Source organism: Neobacillus sp. SRL179, assembly GCF_984799095.1.
This window is the reverse complement of the sequence record NZ_OZ481792.1, coordinates 2082512-2106974: the sequence shown is the minus strand read 5'-3', so window position 1 is coordinate 2106974 and position 24463 is coordinate 2082512. Positions and strand designations below refer to the sequence as shown.

23 protein-coding genes are annotated in these 24463 nt (G+C 40.9%); 5 read left to right on the top strand and 18 right to left on the bottom strand.

The features are described 5' to 3' along the window. The first annotated feature begins 219 nt into the window (after positions 1-219). Both AC4E8C_RS10395 and AC4E8C_RS10390 read left to right on the top strand, forming a co-directional pair. The gene (locus tag AC4E8C_RS10395) at positions 220-1548 is read left to right on the top strand and encodes an alkaline phosphatase family protein (protein WP_490212030.1); all 1329 of its coding nucleotides are present in this window, start codon (positions 220-222) and stop codon (positions 1546-1548) included. A gap of 53 nt (positions 1549-1601) precedes the next feature. Continuing rightward, positions 1602-2855 (top strand): MFS transporter, encoded by a 1254-nt coding sequence (locus tag AC4E8C_RS10390; RefSeq protein WP_490212029.1) that lies wholly within the window; start codon positions 1602-1604, stop codon positions 2853-2855. Between the two features lie 76 nt (positions 2856-2931). Here the strand turns inward: AC4E8C_RS10390 and AC4E8C_RS10385 are convergent, their stop codons facing one another. Then, positions 2932-3276, bottom strand: a complete 345-nt coding sequence (locus AC4E8C_RS10385; protein WP_490212028.1) for a metal-sensitive transcriptional regulator — start codon at positions 3274-3276, stop codon at positions 2932-2934. A 163-nt stretch (positions 3277-3439) separates the two neighbouring features. Between AC4E8C_RS10385 and AC4E8C_RS10380 the strand changes: the two genes are divergently transcribed. Next, entirely contained in the window at positions 3440-4564 is a 1125-nt protein-coding gene (locus tag AC4E8C_RS10380; protein WP_490212027.1) for a metallophosphoesterase, read from the top strand. 41 nt (positions 4565-4605) lie between these two features. On the opposite strand, the gene AC4E8C_RS10375 is transcribed toward AC4E8C_RS10380, so the two are convergent. Continuing rightward, complete coding sequence (locus AC4E8C_RS10375) at positions 4606-5115, bottom strand: CBS domain-containing protein (protein ID WP_490212026.1); 510 nt, start codon at positions 5113-5115, stop codon at positions 4606-4608. A gap of 130 nt (positions 5116-5245) precedes the next feature. Continuing rightward, positions 5246-5902 carry a TetR/AcrR family transcriptional regulator gene (locus tag AC4E8C_RS10370; protein WP_490212025.1) on the bottom strand — a complete coding sequence of 219 codons (657 nt, stop codon included), beginning with the start codon at positions 5900-5902 and terminating at the stop codon, positions 5246-5248. A 295-nt stretch (positions 5903-6197) separates the two neighbouring features. Between AC4E8C_RS10370 and AC4E8C_RS10365 the strand changes: the two genes are divergently transcribed. Further along, positions 6198-6359, top strand: a complete 162-nt coding sequence (locus tag AC4E8C_RS10365) for a hypothetical protein (RefSeq protein ID WP_490212024.1) — start codon at positions 6198-6200, stop codon at positions 6357-6359. 70 nt (positions 6360-6429) lie between these two features. On the opposite strand, the gene AC4E8C_RS10360 is transcribed toward AC4E8C_RS10365, so the two are convergent. Continuing rightward, a complete protein-coding gene (locus AC4E8C_RS10360) occupies positions 6430-6984 on the bottom strand; it encodes a DNA-3-methyladenine glycosylase I (protein ID WP_490212023.1) in 555 nt (184 codons plus the stop codon). 198 nt (positions 6985-7182) lie between these two features. Here AC4E8C_RS10360 and AC4E8C_RS10355 point away from each other — a divergent pair, with 198 nt between their 5' ends. Then, on the top strand, positions 7183-7938 hold the full coding sequence (locus AC4E8C_RS10355) for a hypothetical protein (protein WP_490212022.1): 756 nt from the start codon (positions 7183-7185) through the stop codon (positions 7936-7938). A 58-nt stretch (positions 7939-7996) separates the two neighbouring features. Here AC4E8C_RS10355 and AC4E8C_RS10350 read toward each other — a convergent pair whose 3' ends face one another. The 14 genes from AC4E8C_RS10350 to AC4E8C_RS10285 all read right to left on the bottom strand — a co-directional run bounded on the left by AC4E8C_RS10350 (position 7997) and on the right by AC4E8C_RS10285 (position 24463). Further along, a complete protein-coding gene (locus AC4E8C_RS10350) occupies positions 7997-8932 on the bottom strand; it encodes a manganese-dependent inorganic pyrophosphatase (protein ID WP_490212021.1) in 936 nt (311 codons plus the stop codon). Between the two features lie 178 nt (positions 8933-9110). Further along, positions 9111-10319, bottom strand: a complete 1209-nt coding sequence (locus AC4E8C_RS10345) for an iron-containing alcohol dehydrogenase (protein ID WP_490212020.1) — start codon at positions 10317-10319, stop codon at positions 9111-9113. Between the two features lie 19 nt (positions 10320-10338). Beyond that, positions 10339-11862 (bottom strand): aldehyde dehydrogenase family protein, encoded by a 1524-nt coding sequence (locus AC4E8C_RS10340; protein ID WP_490212019.1) that lies wholly within the window; start codon positions 11860-11862, stop codon positions 10339-10341. Between the two features lie 290 nt (positions 11863-12152). Then, positions 12153-13046, bottom strand: a complete 894-nt coding sequence (locus AC4E8C_RS10335) for a R2-like ligand-binding oxidase (protein WP_490212018.1) — start codon at positions 13044-13046, stop codon at positions 12153-12155. 13 nt (positions 13047-13059) lie between these two features. Beyond that, positions 13060-14589: a class I adenylate-forming enzyme family protein gene (locus AC4E8C_RS10330; protein WP_490212017.1), complete on the bottom strand. Its 1530-nt coding sequence runs from the start codon at positions 14587-14589 to the stop codon at positions 13060-13062. Positions 14590-14641: 52 nt separating this feature from the next. Next, positions 14642-15586: an MBL fold metallo-hydrolase gene (locus AC4E8C_RS10325; protein ID WP_490212016.1), complete on the bottom strand. Its 945-nt coding sequence runs from the start codon at positions 15584-15586 to the stop codon at positions 14642-14644. 247 nt (positions 15587-15833) lie between these two features. Continuing rightward, positions 15834-17048 (bottom strand): ABC transporter substrate-binding protein, encoded by a 1215-nt coding sequence (locus AC4E8C_RS10320; protein WP_490212015.1) that lies wholly within the window; start codon positions 17046-17048, stop codon positions 15834-15836. Between the two features lie 87 nt (positions 17049-17135). Further along, positions 17136-17843 (bottom strand): ABC transporter ATP-binding protein, encoded by a 708-nt coding sequence (locus tag AC4E8C_RS10315; protein ID WP_490212014.1) that lies wholly within the window; start codon positions 17841-17843, stop codon positions 17136-17138. Then, positions 17836-18600 carry an ABC transporter ATP-binding protein gene (locus tag AC4E8C_RS10310; RefSeq protein WP_490212523.1) on the bottom strand — a complete coding sequence of 255 codons (765 nt, stop codon included), beginning with the start codon at positions 18598-18600 and terminating at the stop codon, positions 17836-17838. The genes AC4E8C_RS10315 and AC4E8C_RS10310 overlap by 8 nt, the downstream gene beginning before the upstream one ends. 5 nt (positions 18601-18605) lie before the next feature. Beyond that, a complete protein-coding gene (locus AC4E8C_RS10305; RefSeq protein ID WP_490212013.1) occupies positions 18606-19643 on the bottom strand; it encodes a branched-chain amino acid ABC transporter permease in 1038 nt (345 codons plus the stop codon). Further along, positions 19643-20509 (bottom strand): branched-chain amino acid ABC transporter permease, encoded by an 867-nt coding sequence (locus AC4E8C_RS10300; RefSeq protein WP_490212012.1) that lies wholly within the window; start codon positions 20507-20509, stop codon positions 19643-19645. The genes AC4E8C_RS10305 and AC4E8C_RS10300 overlap by 1 nt, the downstream gene beginning before the upstream one ends. Before the next feature lie 100 nt (positions 20510-20609). Continuing rightward, positions 20610-22292, bottom strand: a complete 1683-nt coding sequence (locus tag AC4E8C_RS10295) for a long-chain fatty acid--CoA ligase (protein WP_490212011.1) — start codon at positions 22290-22292, stop codon at positions 20610-20612. Positions 22293-22318: 26 nt separating this feature from the next. After that, entirely contained in the window at positions 22319-22900 is a 582-nt protein-coding gene (locus AC4E8C_RS10290; RefSeq protein ID WP_490212010.1) for a TetR/AcrR family transcriptional regulator, read from the bottom strand. A gap of 393 nt (positions 22901-23293) precedes the next feature. Further along, positions 23294-24463, bottom strand: coding sequence for a thiolase family protein (locus AC4E8C_RS10285; RefSeq protein ID WP_490212009.1), 1170 nt, complete (start codon positions 24461-24463; stop codon positions 23294-23296).

Sequence of the window (24463 nt, the reverse complement as noted above, 5' to 3'; positions counted from 1 at the left end):
AGAGCCCGAAAAAGAAGCACCTGTTAATTCGTAAAGCCCTCATATAAATCCAAAAATTGCTAATTCTATTATACTAGGTACTCTTATTTTAAAAAAATAATATTCCTCGTTTTTCGTCAAATTCCCAAGAATTTTGTAAAAATTCTGTAACAATTCTTCCTTTTTTTTCATCCTATAGTACAATGACAATAACCAGCACTTTTAACCTGGAGGTTGTTCATGAATCGTTTAACGGATCATTTAATTATTATTTCATTTGATTGTCTTTCTGCCTTAGACTACCCAATTCTAAAGGACCTACCCCATTTTCAGACCCTATTAAAAAACGGTGCCTTTGTAAAAAATGTCGAAACCATCTATCCTTCTGTTACCTATCCATGTCATGCCACCATCGTAACAGGTAATTACCCTAATCGGCATGGTGTTATTAATAATACGCTCCTGCAGCCTGGCAGACCTTCTCCCGATTGGAATTGGTACCGGTATTGCATCAAAGGGACGACATTATATGATGAAGTAAAAAAGGCAGATATGACAACAGCAGCCCTGTTATGGCCTGTCACCGCAAAAGCTGAAGGGTTAGACTATAATATGCCGGAAATTTTTGCTAATCGCCCCTGGCATAACCAGATTCTAGTTTCGCTAATGAGCGGGACACCCAGCTATCAATGGGATTTGAATAAACGCTACGGTCATATTCGCAAAGGCCTAAGCCAGCCGGAATTAGATGATTTTGTCTTAGAATCGACCGTTGATACGATCAAAACTAAAAAGCCTAACCTGTTATTGGTGCACTTTACCGATTTAGATACCCAGCGGCACGACCATGGTTTTTCTTCCCCTGAAGCATTGGCTGCTATTCACCGACATAACGATCGACTTGGCCGTATTTTGGAGGCTCTTCAGGAAAGTGGTATCTATGAAAACTCTACTGTTGTAGCATTAGGGGATCATAGTGCACTAGATGAAAACAAAGCAGTAAACATCAATGTACTATTACATAAGCAAAATTTGATTACGGCGAACGCAAAAGGAAAATTCATAAATTGGAAGGCCTATTGTAAAAGTTGTGATGGTTCAGCATATATTTATATGAAAGATATTCATGACACAGCAACATTTCATGAGGTAAAAAACCTACTTGATTCCTTACTTGCGGACCCTGAATCTGGGATTGAACAGGTTCTTAGCAGTGAACAAGCAGCTAAAAAAGGGGCCGACGGGAATTGTGCCTTTATGCTGGAAGCAAGCCGTGGGTTTTATTTTTTAGAAGATTTTCAAGGAGATGTGATTAAATCGATTACAAAGGAGGTCGCCGCAGCAGATAAAAAGTATACCTTAGCCTGTCATGGCTATTCACCGGAAAAAGAAAACTATGGGACCATTTTCATGGCAGCAGGAAAAGGAATCCAGCCCATTATCCTGCCTTCTATCCGACTTATTGATGAAGGCCCAACTTTTGCCAGGCTTCTTGGTGTCAGTTTAGGAACTACCGATGGACGGGTAATTGACGAAATGTTGACATCATCAATTGAAGCAACCGTTTAAGATAAAAATGATTTCAAGGACTTTTATTTTTATAAAAACAAGGGGGGAAATAAATGAGTCGGATGTCAAAGCAAGAGAAAAGCTGGGTATTTTATGACTGGGCAAACTCTGCCTATTCGATCCTGATTACCACTGCTGTTTTCCCATTATATTTTAAAGCGGCAGCGAATGAAGCGGGACTTGCCGGTTCCACATCGACGGCCTATTGGGGCTATGCGAATTCAGCAGCTACCTTATTAATTTCCTTGTGTGCCCCCATTTTAGGGAGTATCGCAGATTTCAAGGGATTTAAAAAACGCTTTTTTACTTTTTTCTTTGGACTGGGAATCATTTTTACTTTATTGCTTGCAGTGGTGCCCTCTTCTCAATGGCTGATTTTATTAATTTGTTATATGGTGACAGTCATCGGTTTTGGAGGAACCAATATTTTTTATGATGCTTTTCTAGTCGATGTGACAACGGAAGAACGGATGAATCAAATTTCTTCAAAGGGATATGCGATGGGGTATATTGGAAGCACCATTCCGTTTATTCTTGGGATTGCACTGATTCTGTTATCACAGCAACAAATCCTTCCGCTGTCTGTGGCAGCCGCTAGTCAAGTGGCGTTTGCCATTACCGCTTTATGGTGGGGCTTGTTTACCATTCCGATGTTAAAACATGTCAAGCAAGTGTATTATAAAGAACGTGTCCCTAACCCGATCATCAATGGGTTTAAACAGCTCTTTGAAACGTTTAAAAAAATTAAACTGTACCGGCCGTTATTTTTATTTTTACTAGCTTATTTCTTTTACATTGATGGTGTTAATACCATTATTACCATGTCAACTGCCTATGGGTCTGATTTAGGCATTTCTTCTACTAATCTATTAATCATCTTATTTGCCACACAAGTGGTAGCTGCTCCGTTTGCGATTCTTTATGGCAAACTGGCTGATAAATATAGGGGCAAAACCATGCTGCTTGTCGGGATTTTGATCTATATCGTCATTTGTTCGTATGCCTATTTCTTAAAAACCACCATCGATTTCTGGATCCTAGCCATGCTGGTAGCCTCCTCTCAAGGCGGCATTCAAGCATTAAGCCGATCTTACTTTGCAAAACTTGTCCCAAAAGAAAGTGCCAACGAATTTTTTGGCTTCTATAGTATTTTTTATAAATTTGCAGCGATTTTAGGACCATTCCTTGTGGGGATCACTGCTCAAATCACCGGTAACACCAATATGGGCGTATTTAGTTTAATTGTCTTATTTATCATCGGCGGAATTCTCCTGCTTCGAGTGCCAGAAGCAAAAACAAATCCTTAAAAACCTTACAAGTTAAAGAGAGACCCTTCCAGATGGTAAGGTCTCTCTTGAATAGTGTATAAGTACTCTACACTTTTTATTTTTTCATTAATTTTTGAATGGTGACCAACACCTCATCGAGGACTTCATAATCGCCTTCTTGGATCCTCTCAATGACACAGCTTTTCATATGGCCTTCTAGTAAAATTTTGGCTACACTATTTAACGCTGATTGTGTGGCGGATATTTGATTGATGACGTCATCACAATACGTATCTTTTTCGATTAAACCCTTTATACCGCGAATTTGGCCTTCAATACGATTTAACCTTGTGACTAAATTGCTTTTCACTTTATCTGAATGGTGACTCTTCCGATGGCTGCCCTCATGGTCACAGCATGAATCATCCTTGATCTCTTCAAGTTCATGTTCATTAGACATTTAACGGCCTCCCTTTTTAGATTTATTATATCATACCCCCGTATAGTAAAGCGAAGGGTAAAAATCACAATTTACTCTCCGATGTTGTTTTATTGACACGTCCAATAATGCGTGCAATACTGGATTAAATTTCCGTTTTATTTCATCATCGAAGGAGTAGTGTATGAAACCGCGATATTTATTAAATATGCTTATTGGCCTTATTATTTATTCCGCACTAACTTTCTATATTGGCTGGAATGGCTGGGTGTGGCTGCATTCAGCATGGGGTGTTGAGACCAATTGGATTTATGGAATCGTTGTTGGCCTTATTTCATTTTCCTACATCATTGGCCATTTACTAAAACGAATTCCCTTGTTTAAATTAATCGGTTCTTATTGGTTTGGCATTCTTCAATACGCAATTATTTTTCTACCAATTGCCAACCTTATCGCATTCGTTATGGTTTTTGCCGGTCTACCGACATCTACCGTTGTAAATTGGATTGGCACAATCGTTCTCGCTGCATTTGTTGTGCTTTTCATAGTTGGAACATTTAATGCCTATAGTCCGGTGATACGGACCTTTTCGATTGTCATACCGAAACAGACTCACCATCATTCAAAACTCAAAATTGCCATGGCTTCTGATATGCATTTTGGCAGACTCTCCGGTCCAAGACATGCACGCCGGCTTGTCCGAGAAGTCAATCGCCTTCAGCCAGATATTATTTTGCTGCCTGGTGATATTATTGATGATGACCCTGAACCCTTTATCAAAAAGGACATGGGAGCTATCATCAAGGAACTATCAGCTCCCCTAGGTATTTATGGGGTTCTTGGGAATCATGAATATTATGGAGGCGGAATTCCAACATTTCTAAAGGAAATGGAACGAAATGGCATTACTATCCTACTTGATGAGGTAGTCAAGATTAATGATAGTTTTTATTTAGCAGGCCGCAAAGATAAAACGGATGCCAACCGAATGCCAATAGAAAAGTTACTTTCAGAGATTGATTCAACTGTTCCTATTATCATGATGGATCATCAACCAGCAGAAATCAGCCAAGCTGCCAATAATAAGGTGGATTTACTTTTATCAGGACATACACATAGAGGACAGATGGCACCGAACCATCTTATTACTAGAAGAATATTCGAATTAGATTGGGGCTATCTCCAGAAAAATCAACTTCATACGATTGTTTCCTCTGGCTTCGGATTCTGGGGACCTCCACTTCGAATTGGCAGCCGTTCAGAAATCATCCAAATTGAGATCACCTTTTCTGAACCTGCTTGTGATTAGCAAGAAGCCCATCACGATGAAAACTGTGATGGGCAAATTAATTAATTGAAGTTTTTCACGATTGTTTCCTGGATATTGCGAATAACATCCCCGCGGCTAATGACACCAACCACATGATTGGTTTCATCAACGACTGGAAGTTTTTTAAAGTGATGTTTGGATAAAATTTCAACTACATTTTCCATATCATCATTTGGATGGACGGTCAAAATTCCATGCGTTTTGGCAATGTTAATAATCTCTCTTTTAATAATTTCACTTAAATGGACTTCCACATCTTCAACAGCTATATATGTAATAAAACTGAAGTAATCGTGAATCCTTCGGTCGATTGGCTTAATGGCACGTAAAATATCACCATCTGTTACCATCCCGCACAAGGTACCATCCTGCTTAATAATTGGTACTCCGCCAATTTTTTTCTCCACCAACATGGTCATAACATCTTTTACAGAACTGTCAGGGCTTGTTGAAATGACATCTGTTACCATAAAGTCTTTTACCTTCATAATCTTCATATTCTTCACCGCTTTCGTTAAATTAGTGAACATGGATTTACTTTTCCATTTATAATTGCATCCAATGAATTTCTATTACTTTTTGATGATTTTACATGTTCTATTAGGTTGTATTCATGAATATAATTAAAACTCACCTTTTAAGATTGTACTCTCTGGTATTTCACATCAAATCGTCTTGTTCATTACTTTGTAAAAATTCTAAGGCTGCTGGGGGAAACACCATCCGACAAATCAATTTGGCCATTTCCTGATAATCAGCTCTTTTCTGTGATTGACTCTCTAGATCATGAGCATTTTCTAATAAAACCATAATTGCCCATGAAACCGTTTCTAAGTCTAAATCCGTCCATGTTAAATCTTTTTCACTCGCTTGTTTTAAACTAAGAAGAATTCTAGTATAGATTTTCCTTCTGGCTTTACTCAATACCTCTGTAAGTTCAGGGTCCTTCGCCAACAACTCAGGCAATACACGCTGAAGTCCTAACTCATTAAGCCTCTTATAATGGGCTTCTAAAAGCGACGCCAGCATTGATTCAGGATTATTGGAAATCAAGCTTGGTTCCGGGGGGAGAAAGGTTTCCAATTTATTCTCTATTAATGACAAGAGCAATTGCCGTTTATCTGAAAAATATCGATAAAAAGTACCCGTCGCTACCCCTGCATGGGCAGCAATTTCCTTTGCAGTTGTATGTTCATACCCCTTTGAATGAAACAAGGCTTGTCCACTCTGAATCAAAGCATTTCTTTTTTGCTGGGCACGTTCCTGTTTAGGGACAAAAGGAAAATCACCAACAAGTTTATCTTCACGCTCCGGCATATAATCACCTCAACCCTATCATACCACGAAACAATAAATTGAACCACAGTTCATGTTTTTATTGACAAGAAATGATTAACATGCCATACTTGAACCAAAGTTCATGTTACATCATTTATTGTTTAACACCCCTTGCACATAAAATGATTGTGACATGAACATTTTTTTAGTTTTTCCAGAAAGTACAATCTATTAAGCAGGAAATTTACATTCTTTCTGCGAATATTTTATAATATCTTTATTTACAAGATGTTTTACGTCATCTGCTGACAATATTGGAAAGGTGTTGAATAATTTGGCCAATCAAAATGAGTCTAAAAAAATTGCTGTTAATTCAACTATTTCGTTGAAAGGAATTGTGAAAGCCATTTTCAACGATACTGTTCATGTGCAAATCGGTGGAAAGATTATTCCAATACCAGCGGCAGATTTCATAGTTGAAAATCCTTCAAAATAAACTTCGTTATATTGGGAGAGTCCACACACAGTGATGGACTCTTCTTTTTTTAGTAGATGAAGCCTATAAACTATTCTTGATAACATTCACAGCTAATAATATGGTCATTAACCATACCTGTTGCCTGCATAAACGCATAACATATCGTGGAGCCGACAAATTTAAAACCTCGTTTCTTCAAATCCTTGCTTAATCGATCACTAATTTCAGTTGTAGCAGGTACATTTTTCATCTCTTTAAAATGATTAAGAATCGGCTTCCCCCCGACAAATGACCATATATAACGATGGAATGAACCAAATTCTTCGACCACCTTTAAAAAGGCATCCGCATTCGTTATGACTGCATTAATTTTCAGCCTATTTCTCACGATTCCTTCATTATGTAAGAGTTCGTCTATTTTTTTATCGTCATATCGAACAATTTTTTCGGCTTCAAAGTTATCAAAGGCTTTTCGGTAGTTCTCCCGTTTTTTTAAAATTGTATACCAGCTAAGTCCTGCCTGGGCACCTTCAAGATTTAAATACTCAAAAAGCAGCCGGTCATCATAAACAGGGACCCCCCATTCATGGTCATGGTAATCGATATATAACGGATCTTGATTGACCCACCCGCATCTACTCATTATTTTTGCCTCCTCTGCCTTGGTGATTTGTACTGATATAAATTTAAGTATACTATATTCTATTTATTTCATTTTACCTTGTCTTCACCGGTTAATTTTTTTAAAGGCCTTTTTCTTCTAACGCCCATATTTGTCCCGACCCTGCTTTTTAAGGCATAAACTATCTTAATCAAAACAAAGGGTAAGGCGGAGAGAAGTATGGGATTATTTATCAATCATCATGAACACCCAGAGGTTTTTAAAAATAAGGAACATATTAACGATCAGAATCAAGTCATTTCACGGCGGGATGATTTAACTGATTTTATCAAGGAGCAGCAAAAAGCCAATCTGCTGCTTAACCAAGCCTTCGCAGAACTAAGGAGCAAGTCACTAAAACAAGAGGAAGTACAAATTAGCCTTGGGAATCAGCTTGATCACCAACTAACGGACTTGAAAAGCCAATATCTCGAGCATAAGAATGTTGAAAAGCAAATTATCGACTTCCTACAGAAGATGAATGAGAAAAATATAAATTTAGAAGCCATTCTTGAGAAAGAAGTCATTGTTAAACAAGAGATGAAAGATAAAGTCAGTCAGCTAAGTGATCATTATCAGGAAATAGCTGGCAGGATGGAAAAAAGCGAAGAAACAAATCAGCAGTTGTCCATAAAAATGAATGAGCAGCTGGAATTGCAAAAGGAAGCAGTAGAAAAAATGGCTAAACAAGAAGATTATCAAACTGATATGCTAAAACGGTTGGATACACAAGAAGCCTTATTAGATAAATTATCGCGTCAACTGAACCACATCCGCTCCATTATATTTGAACGGACCAATTACTTAGCCTCAAAAATTGAAGACGGCTATAAAATTACCTCGTCCTATGTGTACAAAATAATGTCAGGATCGGAAGAACCGTTAACCTTTTTCCTGATGAATGATAAAAAAGAAGAGAAATCAAAGGACGTTTAAATTGACAAACAAAACACCGTCCAGCCATTTGGCTTGAACGGTGTTTTGTTGGAATGTGTTAAATCCCTTTATTAAAAATATCAGTAAGAACTGGAACGATTTGTTTTTTGCGGGAAACAACGCCCTTTAATGTAGCTGTATTATTTGTTAGCGTTACATTATAGGCTTTTTCAACAGCAGCAGTCTTGCTTCCTAAAGCCAAACCAACTGAATCATTCGTTAAGATGTCTGTTACAACAAATAAGAATAAATCTAAATTCTTCTCTTCAATGATTTTTGAAATAGCCGTTTCCAATTCCGCTTGGCGCTCAAGAACATCAGCCGTGTCGACTACATTGACTTGTGCAATTTCAACCTTACTTGAACCCATTTCAAAGCCTTTTGCATCAAGACTTAACAAATCAGAAACGGATTTGTCACGAACATCTGCACCAGCTTTTAGCATTTCTAAACCGTAGCTATCAGCATCGACACCTGCAATTTCAGCCAATTCACGTGCAGCTGCCACATCTTCTGGCGTACACGTTGGTGATTTGAATAATAAAGAATCTGAAATAATCGCAGATAACATTAAACCAGCAATTTCTTTTTTGATTTCCTTGCCGTTTTCTTTGTACATTTTATTTAAGATTGTTGCCGTGCAGCCAACAGGCTCACAACGGTAATACAATGGGTCGCTCGTTTCAAAATTAGCAATCCGGTGATGATCGATTACTTCTAAAACGCGTACATCCGCTATATCATTTGCACTTTGCTGGCGTTCATTATGGTCGACTAAAATGACAGAGTTAACTTCAGACGCAACCGTTTCAACAAGGCGAGGTACCTCTGCATTAAATTGAGTGAGTGCATATTGTGTTTCCCCATTAATTTGTCCAAGACGGACTGGTTCCACATCAAAGCCTAATTGTTTTTTCAAATCTGCATACGCAATTGCAGAACAAATTGTATCGGTATCAGGATTCTTATGACCGAAAATAAGTATTTTTTCCATTTGATTACCCCTACTCATTTAAATTATGTAGATCAAGCCGTTAACAAGAATGACCCTATTGCAAATTATATATCAAGATGAATAAGGTTTCAAAAAAAATATATAAGCATCAAACGCCGCTCCTAAAATTGAAAAAACAAGAGTACTTTAAGCACTCTTGTTTCCCTTTAGAATTTGATTACTTTACCCCGACAGGTACAACCTTCTGCCCAATGGCCTCAATTAATTCCGCTGGCATTGGGTAACTCAAAGCTGCTGGGTCTTTCATAACGGCTGGAATAGTCGCCTGAAGTGCCTCTTCAGAGATGTTGTATTGTTTGAAATCTGCTGGAAGACCAACTTTTTGCTGAAGCAATTTTATCCTTTCAATCACTTTTTCAATGGCGATTTGCGGTGAATCATCCTTCACGTCTACATCCATTGCCTGAGCTAAATCAGCTGCCTTTGGAAGGTATAACTGTGGAACGAGCTCCATCACGACAGGTAAAAAGACGGCATTGGCTAACCCATGCGGAATTCGGAATAATGCACCATAGGCATGTGCCATATTGTGAACTGGGATCGCATTTAGGGCAAAACTAAACGCGGTAATTCCCATTAAACTAGCTTGCAAGAGATCCATCCGGGCATCTAAATTTCCACCATCCTCCACCGCAACAGGGAGATTTTTTTCAATCAGCCGGATGGCATGCAGGGCATATGCATCTGTTAAACCTGTTGCCGTAGGAGAAGCAAGTGCTTCAATCGCATGTGTTAAAGCGTCAAAACCGGTAAACGCCGTAATGAGCGGCGGAAGTCCTACCGTTAAATCCGGATCCAAAATGGCCATATCCGCATTGATAAATGGATTGATGATGTTTGTCTTCATTTGGATGTCTTCATTAAAAATAACTGCTATTGGCGACACTTCAGATCCTGTCCCCGCTGTTGTCGGGATGGCAATATGCGGGATCGGCATAAAGTTTGCTTTAGGGAACTGCTCATATAATAATCCGCCTGGAATAGCTTCTTTAATATCGGATAAACCTTTATGGAGGGCATATTTGACTCCTTTAACGGTGTCAAGAACGCTACCGCCGCCAACAGCTAGTAAACTATCAGCCCCCACTTCGCGGGCATAGCGGACTGCATCATTAATACAGCGGCTTTCGGCATCCTGGGCAATATCAAGATAGGTTCCGACAAGCTCTGGTCCTGAACCATGACCAGTCAACTCGAAAATGGATGCTATTTTTTCAACGATTCCTGCTTTTTCTAAACCACGGTCACTTAAGAGCAGGACCCGCTTCGCCCCAAGTCCGGCAAAAAGACTTGGAATCATCGCCCGTGAATTAGACCCACTGTAGATACCGGTACGTAACATAAATTGTGATAAGGTTGTTTTCATTGTAATCCTCACCTCTTTATTAGTTTTGGCCAAACAGTATTCCATACCAATTGCGACGATCCAGTTCAGGCGACATCGAGGTATGAACATGCTTCACCTGTGTATACGCATCAAGGGAATGCTTGCCCATTTCCCGGCCGATGCCACTTTGTTTATAACCGCCAAATGGGGCATCACTGCGAAGCATATGCCAGTCATTAATCCAAACTACCCCTGCTTGAAGCTTTCTAGCCACGTCATAGGCTTTATTGACATCCCGAGTCCAAACACCCGCAGCTAAGCCATAAATCGTGTCATTGGCCATTTGAATGGCTTCCTCAAGGTCCGAATAGCGAATAACACATAATACAGGACCGAAAATTTCCTCTTGAGCAATTTTCATGTCATTGGTTACATTTGTAAAAATGGTTGGCTCGATAAAGTGTCCAGCCTCACAACCTGGAACCACTGCTTCTTTACCACCGCAAATAAGTGTTGCCCCTTCTTGTTTGCCTGCTTCAATATAGGAAAGAATGGTTTCCTTTTGTTTTTTAGAAATGACAGGTCCTACATCTGTTGTGGGGTCAAGCGGATTTCCAAGCTTTAACTTACTAGTTAAGGCAGTCAAACCTGCTACTACTTGATCATAAAGACTATCTGGAACGAATAGCCTTGTGCCTGACTCACACAGCTGACCCGAGTGGAGAAACACACCGAACAGACTTCCTGGCAGGGCAATGTTGAGGTCCGCATCTTCTAAGATGATATTAGGTGATTTACCGCCAAGCTCGAGGGTGGTATTTTTAATGGTGCCAGCCGCCAGCCCCATGATTTGTCTGCCCACTTCTGTTGAGCCCGTAAAGGCAACTTTGTCGACAAGTGGATGCTTCACTAAAGCTTCTCCCACTTCTGCTCCTGGTCCTGTTACTACGTTAATCACTCCAGGCGGCACCACTGCTGAAATAAGTTCTGCCAGCTTTATGGTAGATAGCGGTGTATAACTGGCCGGCTTAATCACAACGGTATTTCCCATCGCAAGTGCCGGAGCAATTTTCCATGTGGCAATCACCATTGGAAGATTCCAAGGGGTAATTGCGGCGCATACACCAATCGGCTCACGCCAAATAAAGTTATGAGCAGGTCCTGGGAATGGTGGAACGGGCAGTGTTTCGGAAAAAGGGTACTCCAGTGTGAAATTTGCTAACGTTTGAAATAAATCGACCATTTGTAAAATATCACTATTGCCAATCCGGCGAACCGTACCGCCAGAACTGATCGCTTCTAGGTAGGCTAATTCTTGGGCATGTTCAGCAATTTTGTGGGAGATGGCATATAATATTTTTGCGCGCTCCTTCGGCTTCATGTTTTTCCAATCGCCCTGATCAAAGGCTGCACGTGCTGCTTTAACAGCACGATCAACATCCTCCTCTGACCCTTTAGCTACTTTTGCCACAAGCTCTCCGGTTGCAGGATTAAATACATCAAATGTTTCCTGACTGCTTGCAGGCTCCCATTTTCCATTAATGAAATGGGGAAATGTTTGCACTTCAACTTCTACTGTCATGATTTATTCCTCCTCTACTATTATTTTTTTCTATAAATTTTTGATAACCGATGCTAATCTTTTTGACCTGCAAATGGCACAATAATTTTTTTGTGACCGCTACAGCCTTTTTTCACTCGTCACGGGAATAATTCTAATTTTTTATGACCGACGCTGCCTTTTTTTCACCCGTCACGGGCACAAATCTGTTTTTTTATGACCGTCGCTGCCTTTTTTCACCCGTCACGGGCACAATTACCCTTTTTGATACGGGCACATGTTCATTTATTTTATTCGGATCATGATTCTGACTACAAAACCCCTAACTCACTTTCTGTATTTCTATAAATCTCTTCGATTTTTTTGCCTTTGGCCCTCGCTAATATTTCCATTCGGACAGATAACTGTTTTAGCGTAAAATTCATAATTTCATCAGGGTTTCCGCCGAACGCACTTACCTCCCTTCCCGCGATGCCCTCCTGGTTAAGCTGTATGGCTAATGGTGTTAACTCTCCCATCTTGGCAGCCACAAAATCAAAAAGATGTGGATGTTCACTAATCAATCTCTGTAGCAGGAATGTGCCGTAGCCAATATGCCTGGACTCATCCCTTTTTAAATTACCGATGCCCTCCAGCAGTCCAGGCATAATTCCAGCTGTCTCGAGCGCGGCATAGAACGAAAAGTAACCCGTTTCCGCTAAAACACCTTCAACGAACATGTTATATACGACAGACGCCTCGGCAATTGCTTCAGGTGATTGGTCCGTTACCAACCGTTCCATCGCCGTTGGGAGAATTTCATAGAATATCTTTTCATAGGCTCCAGTATGAAAATGAGATAAATCACCCTTTTCGCCAATGGCATTCAAGACCAGTCGGAAAAATTCAGTGTGCTTCGCTTCCTCATATAAAAAAGTGGTTAAAAACATTTCTTCTTCCAATCGCCCCTCTTTGGCAATCGCCATAATAAGCGGGAGCAGGTCCAAGGTAACGGCTTCCTCTCCGGCTTGAAATTGGGAAATTAACCGGAGAATATCTTGCTGCTGTTCTACATTCATCTTTTCCCAATCCTTTTGATCTTGACTAAAGTCGATATCTGCAGGATTCCAGGTCCCTACCCTCTTTGCCTTTTGATAAAGACGGTAAGGAAAAGAATCTTCTAGTATTCCTCTAGTACTGGTGGTTAAAATCGTCCTTTTTTCCATTTACAAACAACTCCTATCTTATATTTGGTTTACTCACAAATTCTGCCGCTGTAGTGCGCAGCTGTGTTTTTAATATTTTTCCTACACCATTCCTTGGAAGTGACTCTAGAAAAACCACTCGTCTCGGTGATTTATTTTTCGCTAGGTGCTCCTGACAATATTGGATCAATTCTGCTTCTGTCACGTCCGTTCCTGGCTTCTTCACAACACAGGCCACCATTTCTTCACCCATTCGTTCATCTGGCACACCTACTACCGCTGCTTCATAGACAGCATCATGACCGTTCAATATCTCTTCGATATCACGCGGATAGACATTAAATCCGCCGCGGATAATGAGATCCTTTTTCCGATCGACTATGAAGAGATAGCCCTCATCATCAACGCGGGCCATATCGCCTGTAAATAGCCAGGAATCCTTTAAAACCCGCAGGGATTCTTCGCTATTTTGGTAATACCCCGGTGTGACATTATCACCACGAACGATCAATTCACCGACTTCACCCGTTGGAACTTCTTCACCATTCTCATTCACAATTTTGATTTCCACTCCTGGGATCGGAATTCCGACCGAACCTGGTTTAATCTCTATCCCTTTCTTATGAGCCGTTACAACGGGTGCTGCTTCAGACAAACCGTACCCTTCATATACTTTTGCTCCAAATTTCTGCTCAAATGCTTGTAATAAAGCAACCGGGAGGGGTGCAGAACCGGATCCCACCGATTCGAGACTGGACGTGTTATAGCTTTCAGCCTGCGGATAGGATACTAATGCATGAATCATTGCCGGCACAGCAGAAAAGGATTTCACTTGATAATCCTCTATGGCCCGCAAGACGGCTTTAACATCAAAACTAGAAAAAATCACAATGGAACTGCCGGTTAACGCACATACATTGGATACCGTAAGACCATACACATGGGCAAGCGGAAGGACACCTAATGTTGTCCCACGTTCCAGCTCATTATGTTTGGCTGAATTTTCAGCATTGGAAAATAAATTTTTATGAGTCAGTAAAACCCCTTTGGGATTTCCTGTGGTGCCAGATGTATACAATACGACTGCCGTATCTTCAGGCGAAACATCATCATCCAAAGGACCTCCACTCTGATCCATAACATCATAAAAATTAATCACTTGATCTTTAGATGGTTGATCGACCACAATTAAAGCCGGCTGCGCTGGCAGGCTTTCTATAGATCTTTCGACATTTTGAAGAACAAAGGATGAGGTGATGACTGCTTTCGCCCCTGAATTCCGGGCAATAAAATGAAGCTCCTTTGGGTGAAGGGTAAACATGACTGGTACGATAATGGCACCCGCTCTTGTTATTCCTTGATAGGCAAACAGGACCTCTGGACAATTGGGCATACAAATCATGACGCGGTCACCCTTTGTAATCCCGAGTTTACTCAATCCGCGCGCAAATTGATCAGCTAACTCCCTTGTTTCTACATTGGTATAGGTCTTTTCTTTGAAAACCAAAAATGGATATTCACCAAAATCTGCGATGTTCGTTTCAAGTACATCCTTAAGCTTCACAAAATCAACTCCTTGTTTGAAATAAAACACATTAACCCATCGCTCATCCAATCTAAATAGCTCGATACTTTAGTACCGTTCCTCTTTGTGTAAAGCAGACTTGTTTTCTTATTTCAAGCAAATCAAGATGACCTTGTATTTGCGACAAACCTAAAAATATGGTATATCCACGCAGTCTGGGGTACATTTCTTGGCAAATCTCAAATATACTTTTTTCTCCGCTGTCGAGAATCGTTAGAATCTGTTTACAGCGCTTCTCCTGTTCTTGTAATCTTGTTTTAATTAAAGGCAAATGATCCTCAAATACCTCGCCATGACCCGGATAAATCATTTTTAATGGAAGCCGGCTAATCTTTTCGAGAGAAGCCCTATACTGTAATAATGGTTTTGGCCGCCTGACTTCGCCATAATTGGGCGGTTCAATGAAAGCGTTAACAGAAAATGACTTAATTAAATGGTCTCCTGCAAAAGCATCGCCAGTTTTACGATTCCACATCAACATATCGGATTGACTGTGACCTGGAACATGAACCACCTCAAACCCTTTTCCCCCAATTGGAATGATGTCCCCCTCTTTTACATAGGTTACATTCTGCCATTTTTCCTCTTTGAAGCGGCGTTGAACCATGTGCTGTTTAGGGTCGGCACCACTGGTGGTTAAAAATTGCTTAAAAAACTCTTCCATTCTTTCAAACTCATGTATGTCTCCATTAATAAAGTCCCTCGCCTGCTCATGGACAAATATTGGTATATCCACTTCTTCTTGTATGTGTGGAATACCTCCGGCATGATCCACATGGATATGTGTCAGGACAATATGATCAAGATCCTTTAGTGTTACACTGTGCCTATGTAGAATGGACTTAAGTTGGTCAAAGGACTCTTTTCCAGGGTTGCCAGTATCAATTAAGGTATTGGTTTCACCCAATACCAAAAAGGCATTTACTGTTCCTTCTGCAAAGTGAGTAGTTAATTCAAGTGGAACAATTTTAAACAAAAGCGGCCCCTCCCTCCAAAAAAATTGACTCATCATACCACGAGAGGTTTGACCAATCTGCTATCAAAACTATATTTTTAATTTAGCGTTAATATGATTTTTTAAAAAAATATTTAAATAAAAATCCCCCTTGTGATCCAACAACATATAGGATGCTATGCTGTATCAACAAGGTGGGATTTCATTAATATGGTTTGCTTGACTACAGGGGTTCCCCCAAATGGCCAAGAAAACGGTTCTTTAGTTATTATTTTTCAACTTTAATCGGTACAATTTTTCCATCTTCAACAGCAGCTACTTCTAATTCACCGTCGAAGCCGCCGCCCGTAAACTTATTAAAATCGTAGATTTTGACATTATCAGGGATGTTGCTTACGCCATCTTGCATTTTAGCTTGGATTTTTTCGGCATCGTCCACTGATCCCGCCGCCTTCATTGCCTCAACAAAGATATACATAGCAATGTAATTTAATCCTGCTTCAGAACCAGGAGTTTCCTTATACTTTTCTTTATACTTTTCAGCAAAATCCGGGATAGCTGGACTGCTGGATTCCACCAATGGCATAACGCCGATGGAGCCGTTTAGAGATTCATAAGAACCCGTAACTGCCTTCATTTCATCCAGCTTTGCTTGGTCCATTATGATGAATCCGCCTTTAAAGCCAAGCTCCCGTGCTTGTTTCGCCACTTTTGCAGTCGGTTCAGATGCACCGCCAATAAATAATACATCTGGCTTCTCTTTAAGCGCATTCGTGACAGTGGTAAAGAAGTCTGTTTCTTTGGCAAAGTCAATCGAAGAGTTATAGACTACCTTTCCACCCTCTTTTTCCCAATGTGCTTTCAGTTTTTCAGACCAATCCTTACCGTATTGTGAAGAGGTCGGAAGGAAGGCGATTTTCTTGCCAAACTTTTTCATCTCATAGTCGGTAAATGGCTTTAAATATCCATCGTAACGGGGTGGAATCCGAACAGTCAGATTATTTCCAACCTCCGATACTTTCGGTTCACTAGTATAGGCCCCAATAATAAACTTATCTTGTTGATTGAATACCTGCAGGGCAAATACTCCGCCAGAATGCGGGGTAAATATAATCGGAGTCTTATTTTCTTGAATCAGCCTTTTGGCATTCGCACCTGCCTCGTTTGGCAAGTATTTATCATCCAATGAGACAATATTCAATTTGTATTTCTTGCCGCCAACTTCAAAGCCGCCTGCGCTGTTAATTTCCTCAGAGGCCATCTTAATCCCATTTAAGGTACGTTCCCCATAGAATGCTGCTGGTCCGCTTAATGGTCCTGTGTACCCAATATTCACTGTTCCTGCTGCTTCAGTTTTAGTATCGCCGCCCCCTGCTGATGGTTTCGTGCTGGCGGGTTTTTCCTCAGTGCTATTACATGCTGCTAAAGTGAAAATGATTAAGAAAATCAAACTGGACATTAATAGAGACTTCATTTTTTTCATTCGTTTTCCCCCTACTATTATTTCAAATATTCAGCATTTTTCAGTGATGAAATATCCTTCATCACCCCCTTTAACAGGCATCCTCTTTTAAGCACCAATATAAGCTTTTCTTACTTCATCATTGGCGAATAATTCTTCCGATGTACCTTGAAGAACTATCGAGCCATTTTCAAATACATAGCCTTTATCAGCTATCTTTAGGGCAGCATTGGCATTTTGTTCCGCCAATAGGATGGTCGTCCCCTCGTTATTAATTTTCTGAATCACCTCAAACATTTGCTCGACAATTAATGGAGCAAGACCTACCGATGGTTCATCAAGCAGCATGAGTTTTGGTTTTGACATTAACGCCCTGCCAATGGCCAGCATTTGCTGCTGTCCGCCGCTAAGAGAACCCGCAGCATCATTCCTCTTTTCGTTTAAGATCGGAAATAATTCATATACATGGTCGAGAGAATGTTTGATTTCTGCCTTCTTCCCCCTATGAATATAAGCACCCATCCGGAGATTTTCCTCCACAGACATGGCTGGGAAAAGCTTCCTTCCTTCAGGACATTGACCGATTCCCAATTTTACAATTTGATCAGCTGAATATTTGTTTAACTTCTTTCCTTCGAAGTGAATTTCTCCAACAGAGGATCTGCTTAAACCGCTAATGGTTCGAAACGTGGTACTTTTGCCCGCACCATTTGACCCTAACAGGACGACGATTTCTCCTTCATTCACCTCAATATTCACATCATGAATAGCAGTGAAACTTCCGTATTTAACAGAGATATTTTTTAAACTAAGCACTTGCGCTCCCTCCTAAATACGCTTTAATAACGGTTTCATTATTACGAATCTCTTCTGGACTTCCTTCAGCAATCTTTTCTCCATAATTTAAAACCATGATTTTATCTGCTATTTTCATAATCATTTGCATCTTGTGCTCTATTAAACAGACGGTAATGCCATTAGCAACCATCTTGTTCATTAATTCTGCCAAGCCTTCTGTTTCATCAGGATTAACCCCTGCAGCTGGTTCATCAAGAAAGACAATTTCAGGGTCCGTTGCTAACGCAAGTGCAAACGCCGTTCGTTTTTTCTCCTCTTGCGTTAAACTACCTACTAGATTTGTTGCTACGTTTTTTAAGTCACAGAATTCCAAGACGTCCATCGCTTTTTCGCGGCATTGAGCCTCTTCTGATTTAAGTCGGGGTGTTCTCAGAACGGCATCAAGTAGGTTTGATTTTGTCCGTAAACGATGCCCAACAATGACATTGTCCAAAACGGTGGATTGTTCAAACAAATTGGTTGTTTGAAAGGTACGGGCTACTCCCAGCTTGGCAATTTTATCAGATGGTAAGGTAGTAATATCTTTGCCATTAAAAATAACAGAGCCTGAGCTCGGACGATGAAAGCCACTAATTAAGTTGAAAAAGGTAGATTTCCCCGCCCCGTTTGGACCAATGATGGCATTTATTTTCCCTTTTTCAATGGCAAAGTCGACATTATTAACGGCCACTAAGCCGCCAAACCGTTTCGTTAAATTCTTCGTTTCCAAAAAGATCATTCTTACCCCTCCTTTACTTGCTTTTCAGGGAGTATTTCACCTTTTAGCGAGGCGGTGCCACTGATTTTCGTTGATACCCCTTGTTGTGCCTTTTTGAGTTTAAATTTGCTATATGCAGTTGAAACTGCACCCACGATGCCGCGCGGATAAAAGATAACCAGTAAAGTTAAAACAGGACCAAATATGAGCATTCTGTACTCCTGAAAGCCCTGCAGCTGCTGTGAAAGCCAGACAATAAGCAGCGTTCCTACAAGCGGCCCACTTAAGGTTCCAATTCCACCGATCAATAGATAGGTAAGTAAATCAAACGTAATCGAAATGGCGCCAATATCTGGACCGATAAAGCGAACAAACGATGCATAAAGGGCACCAGAAAGACCGGCAAAAAGGGTTGATAATACAAACACCGTTAATTTATTTTTCATAGTTGAAATCCCGATTGTCTTCGCTAAATCTTCACTATTCCTAATGGCAATATAGGTTCTGCCTGATAAGGAATGAATGATCCGATACATAACTAGCACAACAACGAGCAAGAAAAATAAGACTAAATAGTAATGGCCAGTCTCTGTTTCAAAATTTAGGGGACCAATTCCTGCTGGTGCTGGGATACCAATCAATCCACGGACACCCTCGGTTAGACTGTCCCATTTATCGATGACAAGATACAAAATGTACCCCAGACACAACGTATAAATGGCGAAAAAATGTTCTTTTGTCCGAAAGGCGATTAATCCTACAACCACGCCTATGAGACAAGTAATGAACAGCGATAAAACAAAAGCAAGCCAAAAGTTCATTTGTGCTTTTACCGTTAAAATTCCTAATGAATAAGCGCCAATCGCAAAGAAGCCTGCATGAGCCAATGATAGATACCCCGTATAGCCTGCGAGTAAGTTCAGCCCATAAACACCAATCATCCAAATAAATGAGAGGGTCATAACATGAACAAAATAAGTGTTATCAGTCATTATAGGAAAAATGAGCGCCAGTAAAATCAATACAGAGATGACATTTCTTTGTTTAAAAATCTTGGACATCAATGCTGGCCCCCTTTAGAAAACAGCCCGGTTGGCTTTACTGTTAAAATAATGACAAGGAGGATAAACGCGATAATGTCCTTGTAATCATTCGAAACATACGTTGCCCCTAAACTTTCACTAAAGCCTAAAATATAGCCTCCAACAATTGCACCAGGAATACTTCCCATTCCACCGAGGATAATAATGACGAACGCCTTTAAAATAACAAGCTGTCCCATTCCTGGGAAGACTAGATTAATCGGTGCTGAAAGGGAACTGGCGATTGCAGCAAGCGCTCCTGAAATCATGAAAGTAAGCATCGCCACCTTGTTTGTATTCACTCCAACGAGGTTGGCTCCTTCTCGATTTTGTGACATCGCAATAATGGTAGCACCCGTAAAGGTCTTTTTTAAGAATAGGTATAATAGAACCATGACCACAAGAGCGGACACAACGATGAGGATACGCTGCATCGTAAACGTTAACCCAAAGATTTGGACAACCTCACCATATGGGGTAGGCATGCTCTGGTATTCCGCCCCCCAATAAAATTGAGCAAACGCTTCCAAGAATAAGAGAATTCCAATCGCAGCAATCTTATCATGGATTGGCGGTGCCTCCCTCAATGGATGAAAAACAAACCTTTCCATAAATACACCAATGAGCCCCACTACGATGATCGACACGAAAATAGCAACCCAATAGTGGAGTCCAAATTTGGTCATCATCGTTAAAGTGATATAACCGCCCATCATATATAGTGCACCATGTGCAAAATTCGGTATGTGCAGGATTCCATAGACAAGTGTTAGTCCTAATGCTACCAGGGCATAAACGCTTCCAATGGTTAAACCATTAAATAATTGCTGAATAAGAATCTCCATAGCTCTCCCCCTTAAACATTGGTTGAAGAAATAAGTCAATTACATCATTAGGGAGGGAGCTGCTAACTTTCTTTGCTGCTCCCCCTTTATTAAACAACCGTTACTGCACCTTATTTTCAACCTTCACTCGTTCCTCTTCTTGAAGGGTGCGCCATAAAATCTTGCCGCTCGTTGTCATCGGGAACTGCTTTCTGAATTCAATAAATCTAGGGTATTTATAGGCAGCCATATGCTGTTTCGACCACTCAATAATTTCCTCTGCGGTTACTTTCCCCTCATAGTCATCGTTTAGAATAACAAATGCCTTGACTGTTTCCCCTCTTCGTGGATCGGGGACTCCGACAACGCAAGCCTGTTGGATGGCTGGATGTTTATAAAGGTACGATTCCACTTCAGTTGGCCAAACCTTAAAACCTGATGCATTAATCATTCGTTTCACACGGTCGACGATAAAGAAATATCCTTCTTCATCACAACGACCGATATCTCCCGTTCTAAAAAACTGCTTTCCTTCAATTTCAATGAAGGAACTTCTATTTTCGTCATCGCGATTATAGTAGCCAACCATTACCTGCGGACCGTTTACGATAATCTCGCCTATTTCGCCAACACCAAGCTCTTTACCGGTTGCAGGTTCTATGATTCTAGCATCTACATCAAATGATGGGATTCCCAAGCATTGCATTTTCGGGCGGTCTGGCGGATTAAAGTGTGTTTGGGCAATGGTTTCGGATAATCCATAACCTTCAACAAAACGCAAACCCGATAGCTGATATAATTTTTCCCCAACCGCTTCTGGTAAAGCGGCACCCCCGCCGGAAATCGATGTTAACGAGGCAATATCTTCTTTTTTCAGATTTGGGTTTGCTAGAAAGTCTACAATCATTGTCGCAATCGTAACCCAATGAGTACAGCCTAATGTTTTAATCATTTCAACCGCGGCATCTCTGTTCCATCTTGTCATGATAACCATGGTACTTCCGCTAAAAATCGGCATATGCATGCTATGTACCATCCCTGTAACATGAAAAAGCGGCAGTGACATTAAATGAACAGCATTCGTTGTTGTGGATGACCAATGGTAGGCCCCCACTGTGTTTGCATTTATAGTTCGATTTGTATGCATACACCCTTTCGGTAAACCAGTGGTTCCTGAGGTATAAGGCAGACATGCTAAATCATCGCCCTTGGCCGTGTGTTCAGTTGGAATGAGGCTGGTTTGTATGGCTTCGTCCCAAAGGTAGTGGCCTTGGCTTGTAAACTGAACTCTTGATGCCTCCACTTCTTTTGGTAACATCCCCTCAAATCCAACACCTGCATAATCCGAATAAGCGGCGAGGACCAAATTGGTAAGAGATGTTTTATTTAATAACGGAGCAATACGGTCGTATAGTTCTTGACCAGCTAAGGCGGTCTTAATTTCACAATCCCGAACATAAAATTCTAGTTCATCAGCAACTAGCATCGGGTTGATGGGAACCACCACCGCATTAGCCCTTAAAATCGCATAATAGCCGATTACAAATTGAGGTGAATTTTGCATGAAGAGCAAGACCTTTTCGTCTTTTTGAACGTTTAACTTATGTTGGAGGTAACCAGCAAGTGCATTAACCTCGGCATCCAGCTGCTCATAAGTTAATTTATTTCCATAATAGAAGATGGCATCTTGATCTGGATAACGGGTTGCACTTACTTTGAGGTTGTCGTATAAAGATGTGGAGGGTACCCTTAATGATTTTGAGATTTTTGGCCAGTATTCATAATGAAGAGTTAACACAGACATCTCCCCTTTTTTGTAAGATGATCGAATCAATTGAAAACGCTGTCATTTTTAGATATTCCATTTAGAATCATATCGATAAAAATCTCTATTACTTTTTCTTCTGTTACTTCTCCGGCTGGGTTAAACCAGTAATAGCTCCAATTTGTGATGCCGAGAATACCCATCGTTACGATATCAGATCGCAAGCCTGTTTTAAATTCTCCTTGAAAAATACCATCCTCAATTAATTTTTGTGTATTCTTCCTAAACAAGGCTCGTTTCTCTTTAATTTCTTCGATGTATTTTTCGCTCAGGTGTCTAATCTCTCTGGTAAAAATCCTCGCGCTGGGCCGCTCCATACGAATGTTTAGGATAAGCATGGAGACGATCAGGTATAGTTTTTTTGTAATGGTGGTCGAGGAATCTTGTATTATGCCTTCCTGCTGTTTTACAAGTCCATCGATATAATACAGGTGGATATCCTTGAGAAGCTCTTCTTTACTTGTAAAGTAATAATAAAAGGTTCCCTTCGTTACATCCAGCGATTGAACAATATCCTGCACAGATGTAGATTTAAATCCATTTTGATCAAACAAGCGGATTCCGGTTTCGATTATTTTTTGCTTCATAGGATAGTTCCTTTCGGCAACTGCAGGTTCCCTTTCCTGCTTTGTTTTTCTTAGTGCCTTGGAATGCTCTTATTTTTGCTTCACGGGCAATGTTTGGCCTCTTATAGTACCGGTTGGAGTTCTTTTTTCGTTGGCATGGGCACTGTGAACCCTCTATAGTGCCCGGATCGCATTATTTCTGAGCTTTACGGGCACTATTACCTTTTTCTATGACCGTCCGCCCGCTTTTCTATGCTCCACGGGCACAATTACCTTTTTTTATGACCGTCCGAACGGTTTTCTGAGCTCCACGGGCATAATTACCTTTTTTATGACCGTCCGCCCGCTTTTCTATGCTCCACGGGCACAATTACTCTAAAAAAATACTTAACTAGTAGCACATACCAAAAATTCCTATTCTCTTTCCAGGATCGTCGCAATTCCCTGCCCGCCGCCGATACATGCAGTAAGCAAAGCGTATCTTCCGCCAGACCGTTTTAGCTCATAAACAGCTTTCGTTGCTAGAATAGCACCCGTTGCCCCTAGCGGATGGCCATGGGCAATCGCTCCGCCGTTTACATTAACTTTTTCAAGATTCATTTCTAGCTCTCGATTACAGGCTAGTACCTGTGCAGCAAATGCCTCATTGATTTCGATTAGGTCCATCTCTTCTAATGAATAACCAGACTTCTGCAACACCTTTTTCACTGCAGGAACCGGGCCAATTCCCATAATATTAGGATCCACACCTGCAACAGCATAGGCTCGAATGACAGCTAACGGTGTCAGATTTAGTTCTTCAGCTTTTTCCCTTGACATAATGACAAGGGCAGAAGCAGCATCATTTAAACCCGAGCTATTCCCTGCCGTCACCGTTCCACCTTTTAAGAATGCTGGCTGCAACCTTTCCAGGGCCTCCAATGTCGTTTGCGGCCGTGGATGTTCATCCGTTTTAAAAACAATCGGCTCTCCCTTTTTAACTGGTATTGTAATCGGGACAATTTGTTCATCAAAGCGTCCTTCGGCCATAGCAACGGCCATCCGCTGCTGGCTTTGGAAAGCAAATTCATCCTGCTCTTCTCTTGTGATTTCGTATTTTGCTACAAGGTTTTCAGCAGTAATCCCCATTGGCGGGTCGCCAATTTCTTTAGGGGATAGCTGGGATTTTCTAAAGCTTGGCGGCATCGGACTATATGGCTTCTCAGGACGATCCATCAAATATGGGGCCCGGCTCATACTTTCTGTACCACCAGCAATATAAACATCGCCATCCCCTGCCCGAATCGCTTGGGCAGCTAGGTTAATAGCATTGAGACCGGAACCACATTGTCTATCTATGGTCAAACCAGGTAAATCCAGTGATAGACCTGTTTGTAACGCAGTTAACCTCGCAATGTTCCCACCGCCCGATAATACATTTCCAAAAATAACATCATCTATTAACTCAGGATTAATATTCGCCCTTTTGACGGCTTCCTTGATAACTTCCGCTCCTATTACATGTGCAGGTATACCGGCTAGAGCACTCCCTTGCCTGCCAATGGCCGTGCGGACGGCTGAAACGATGACTGCATCTCTATTCAT

Coding starts and splice junctions, on each gene's coding strand:
- AC4E8C_RS10395 (WP_490212030.1), top strand. CDS start 220: ATGAATCGTTTAACGGATCATTTAATTATTATTTCATTTGATTGTCTT.
- AC4E8C_RS10390 (WP_490212029.1), top strand. CDS start 1,602: ATGAGTCGGATGTCAAAGCAAGAGAAAAGCTGGGTATTTTATGACTGG.
- AC4E8C_RS10385 (WP_490212028.1), bottom strand. CDS start 3,276: ATGTCTAATGAACATGAACTTGAAGAGATCAAGGATGATTCATGCTGT.
- AC4E8C_RS10380 (WP_490212027.1), top strand. CDS start 3,440: ATGAAACCGCGATATTTATTAAATATGCTTATTGGCCTTATTATTTAT.
- AC4E8C_RS10375 (WP_490212026.1), bottom strand. CDS start 5,115: ATGTTCACTAATTTAACGAAAGCGGTGAAGAATATGAAGATTATGAAG.
- AC4E8C_RS10370 (WP_490212025.1), bottom strand. CDS start 5,902: ATGCCGGAGCGTGAAGATAAACTTGTTGGTGATTTTCCTTTTGTCCCT.
- AC4E8C_RS10360 (WP_490212023.1), bottom strand. CDS start 6,984: ATGAGTAGATGCGGGTGGGTCAATCAAGATCCGTTATATATCGATTAC.
- AC4E8C_RS10355 (WP_490212022.1), top strand. CDS start 7,183: ATGGGATTATTTATCAATCATCATGAACACCCAGAGGTTTTTAAAAAT.
- AC4E8C_RS10350 (WP_490212021.1), bottom strand. CDS start 8,932: ATGGAAAAAATACTTATTTTCGGTCATAAGAATCCTGATACCGATACA.
- AC4E8C_RS10345 (WP_490212020.1), bottom strand. CDS start 10,319: ATGAAAACAACCTTATCACAATTTATGTTACGTACCGGTATCTACAGT.
- AC4E8C_RS10340 (WP_490212019.1), bottom strand. CDS start 11,862: ATGACAGTAGAAGTTGAAGTGCAAACATTTCCCCATTTCATTAATGGA.
- AC4E8C_RS10335 (WP_490212018.1), bottom strand. CDS start 13,046: ATGGAAAAAAGGACGATTTTAACCACCAGTACTAGAGGAATACTAGAA.
- AC4E8C_RS10320 (WP_490212015.1), bottom strand. CDS start 17,048: ATGAAAAAAATGAAGTCTCTATTAATGTCCAGTTTGATTTTCTTAATC.
- AC4E8C_RS10305 (WP_490212013.1), bottom strand. CDS start 19,643: ATGTCCAAGATTTTTAAACAAAGAAATGTCATCTCTGTATTGATTTTA.
- AC4E8C_RS10300 (WP_490212012.1), bottom strand. CDS start 20,509: ATGGAGATTCTTATTCAGCAATTATTTAATGGTTTAACCATTGGAAGC.
- AC4E8C_RS10295 (WP_490212011.1), bottom strand. CDS start 22,292: ATGTCTGTGTTAACTCTTCATTATGAATACTGGCCAAAAATCTCAAAA.
- AC4E8C_RS10290 (WP_490212010.1), bottom strand. CDS start 22,900: ATGAAGCAAAAAATAATCGAAACCGGAATCCGCTTGTTTGATCAAAAT.
- AC4E8C_RS10285 (WP_490212009.1), bottom strand. CDS start 24,463: ATGAATAGAGATGCAGTCATCGTTTCAGCCGTCCGCACGGCCATTGGC.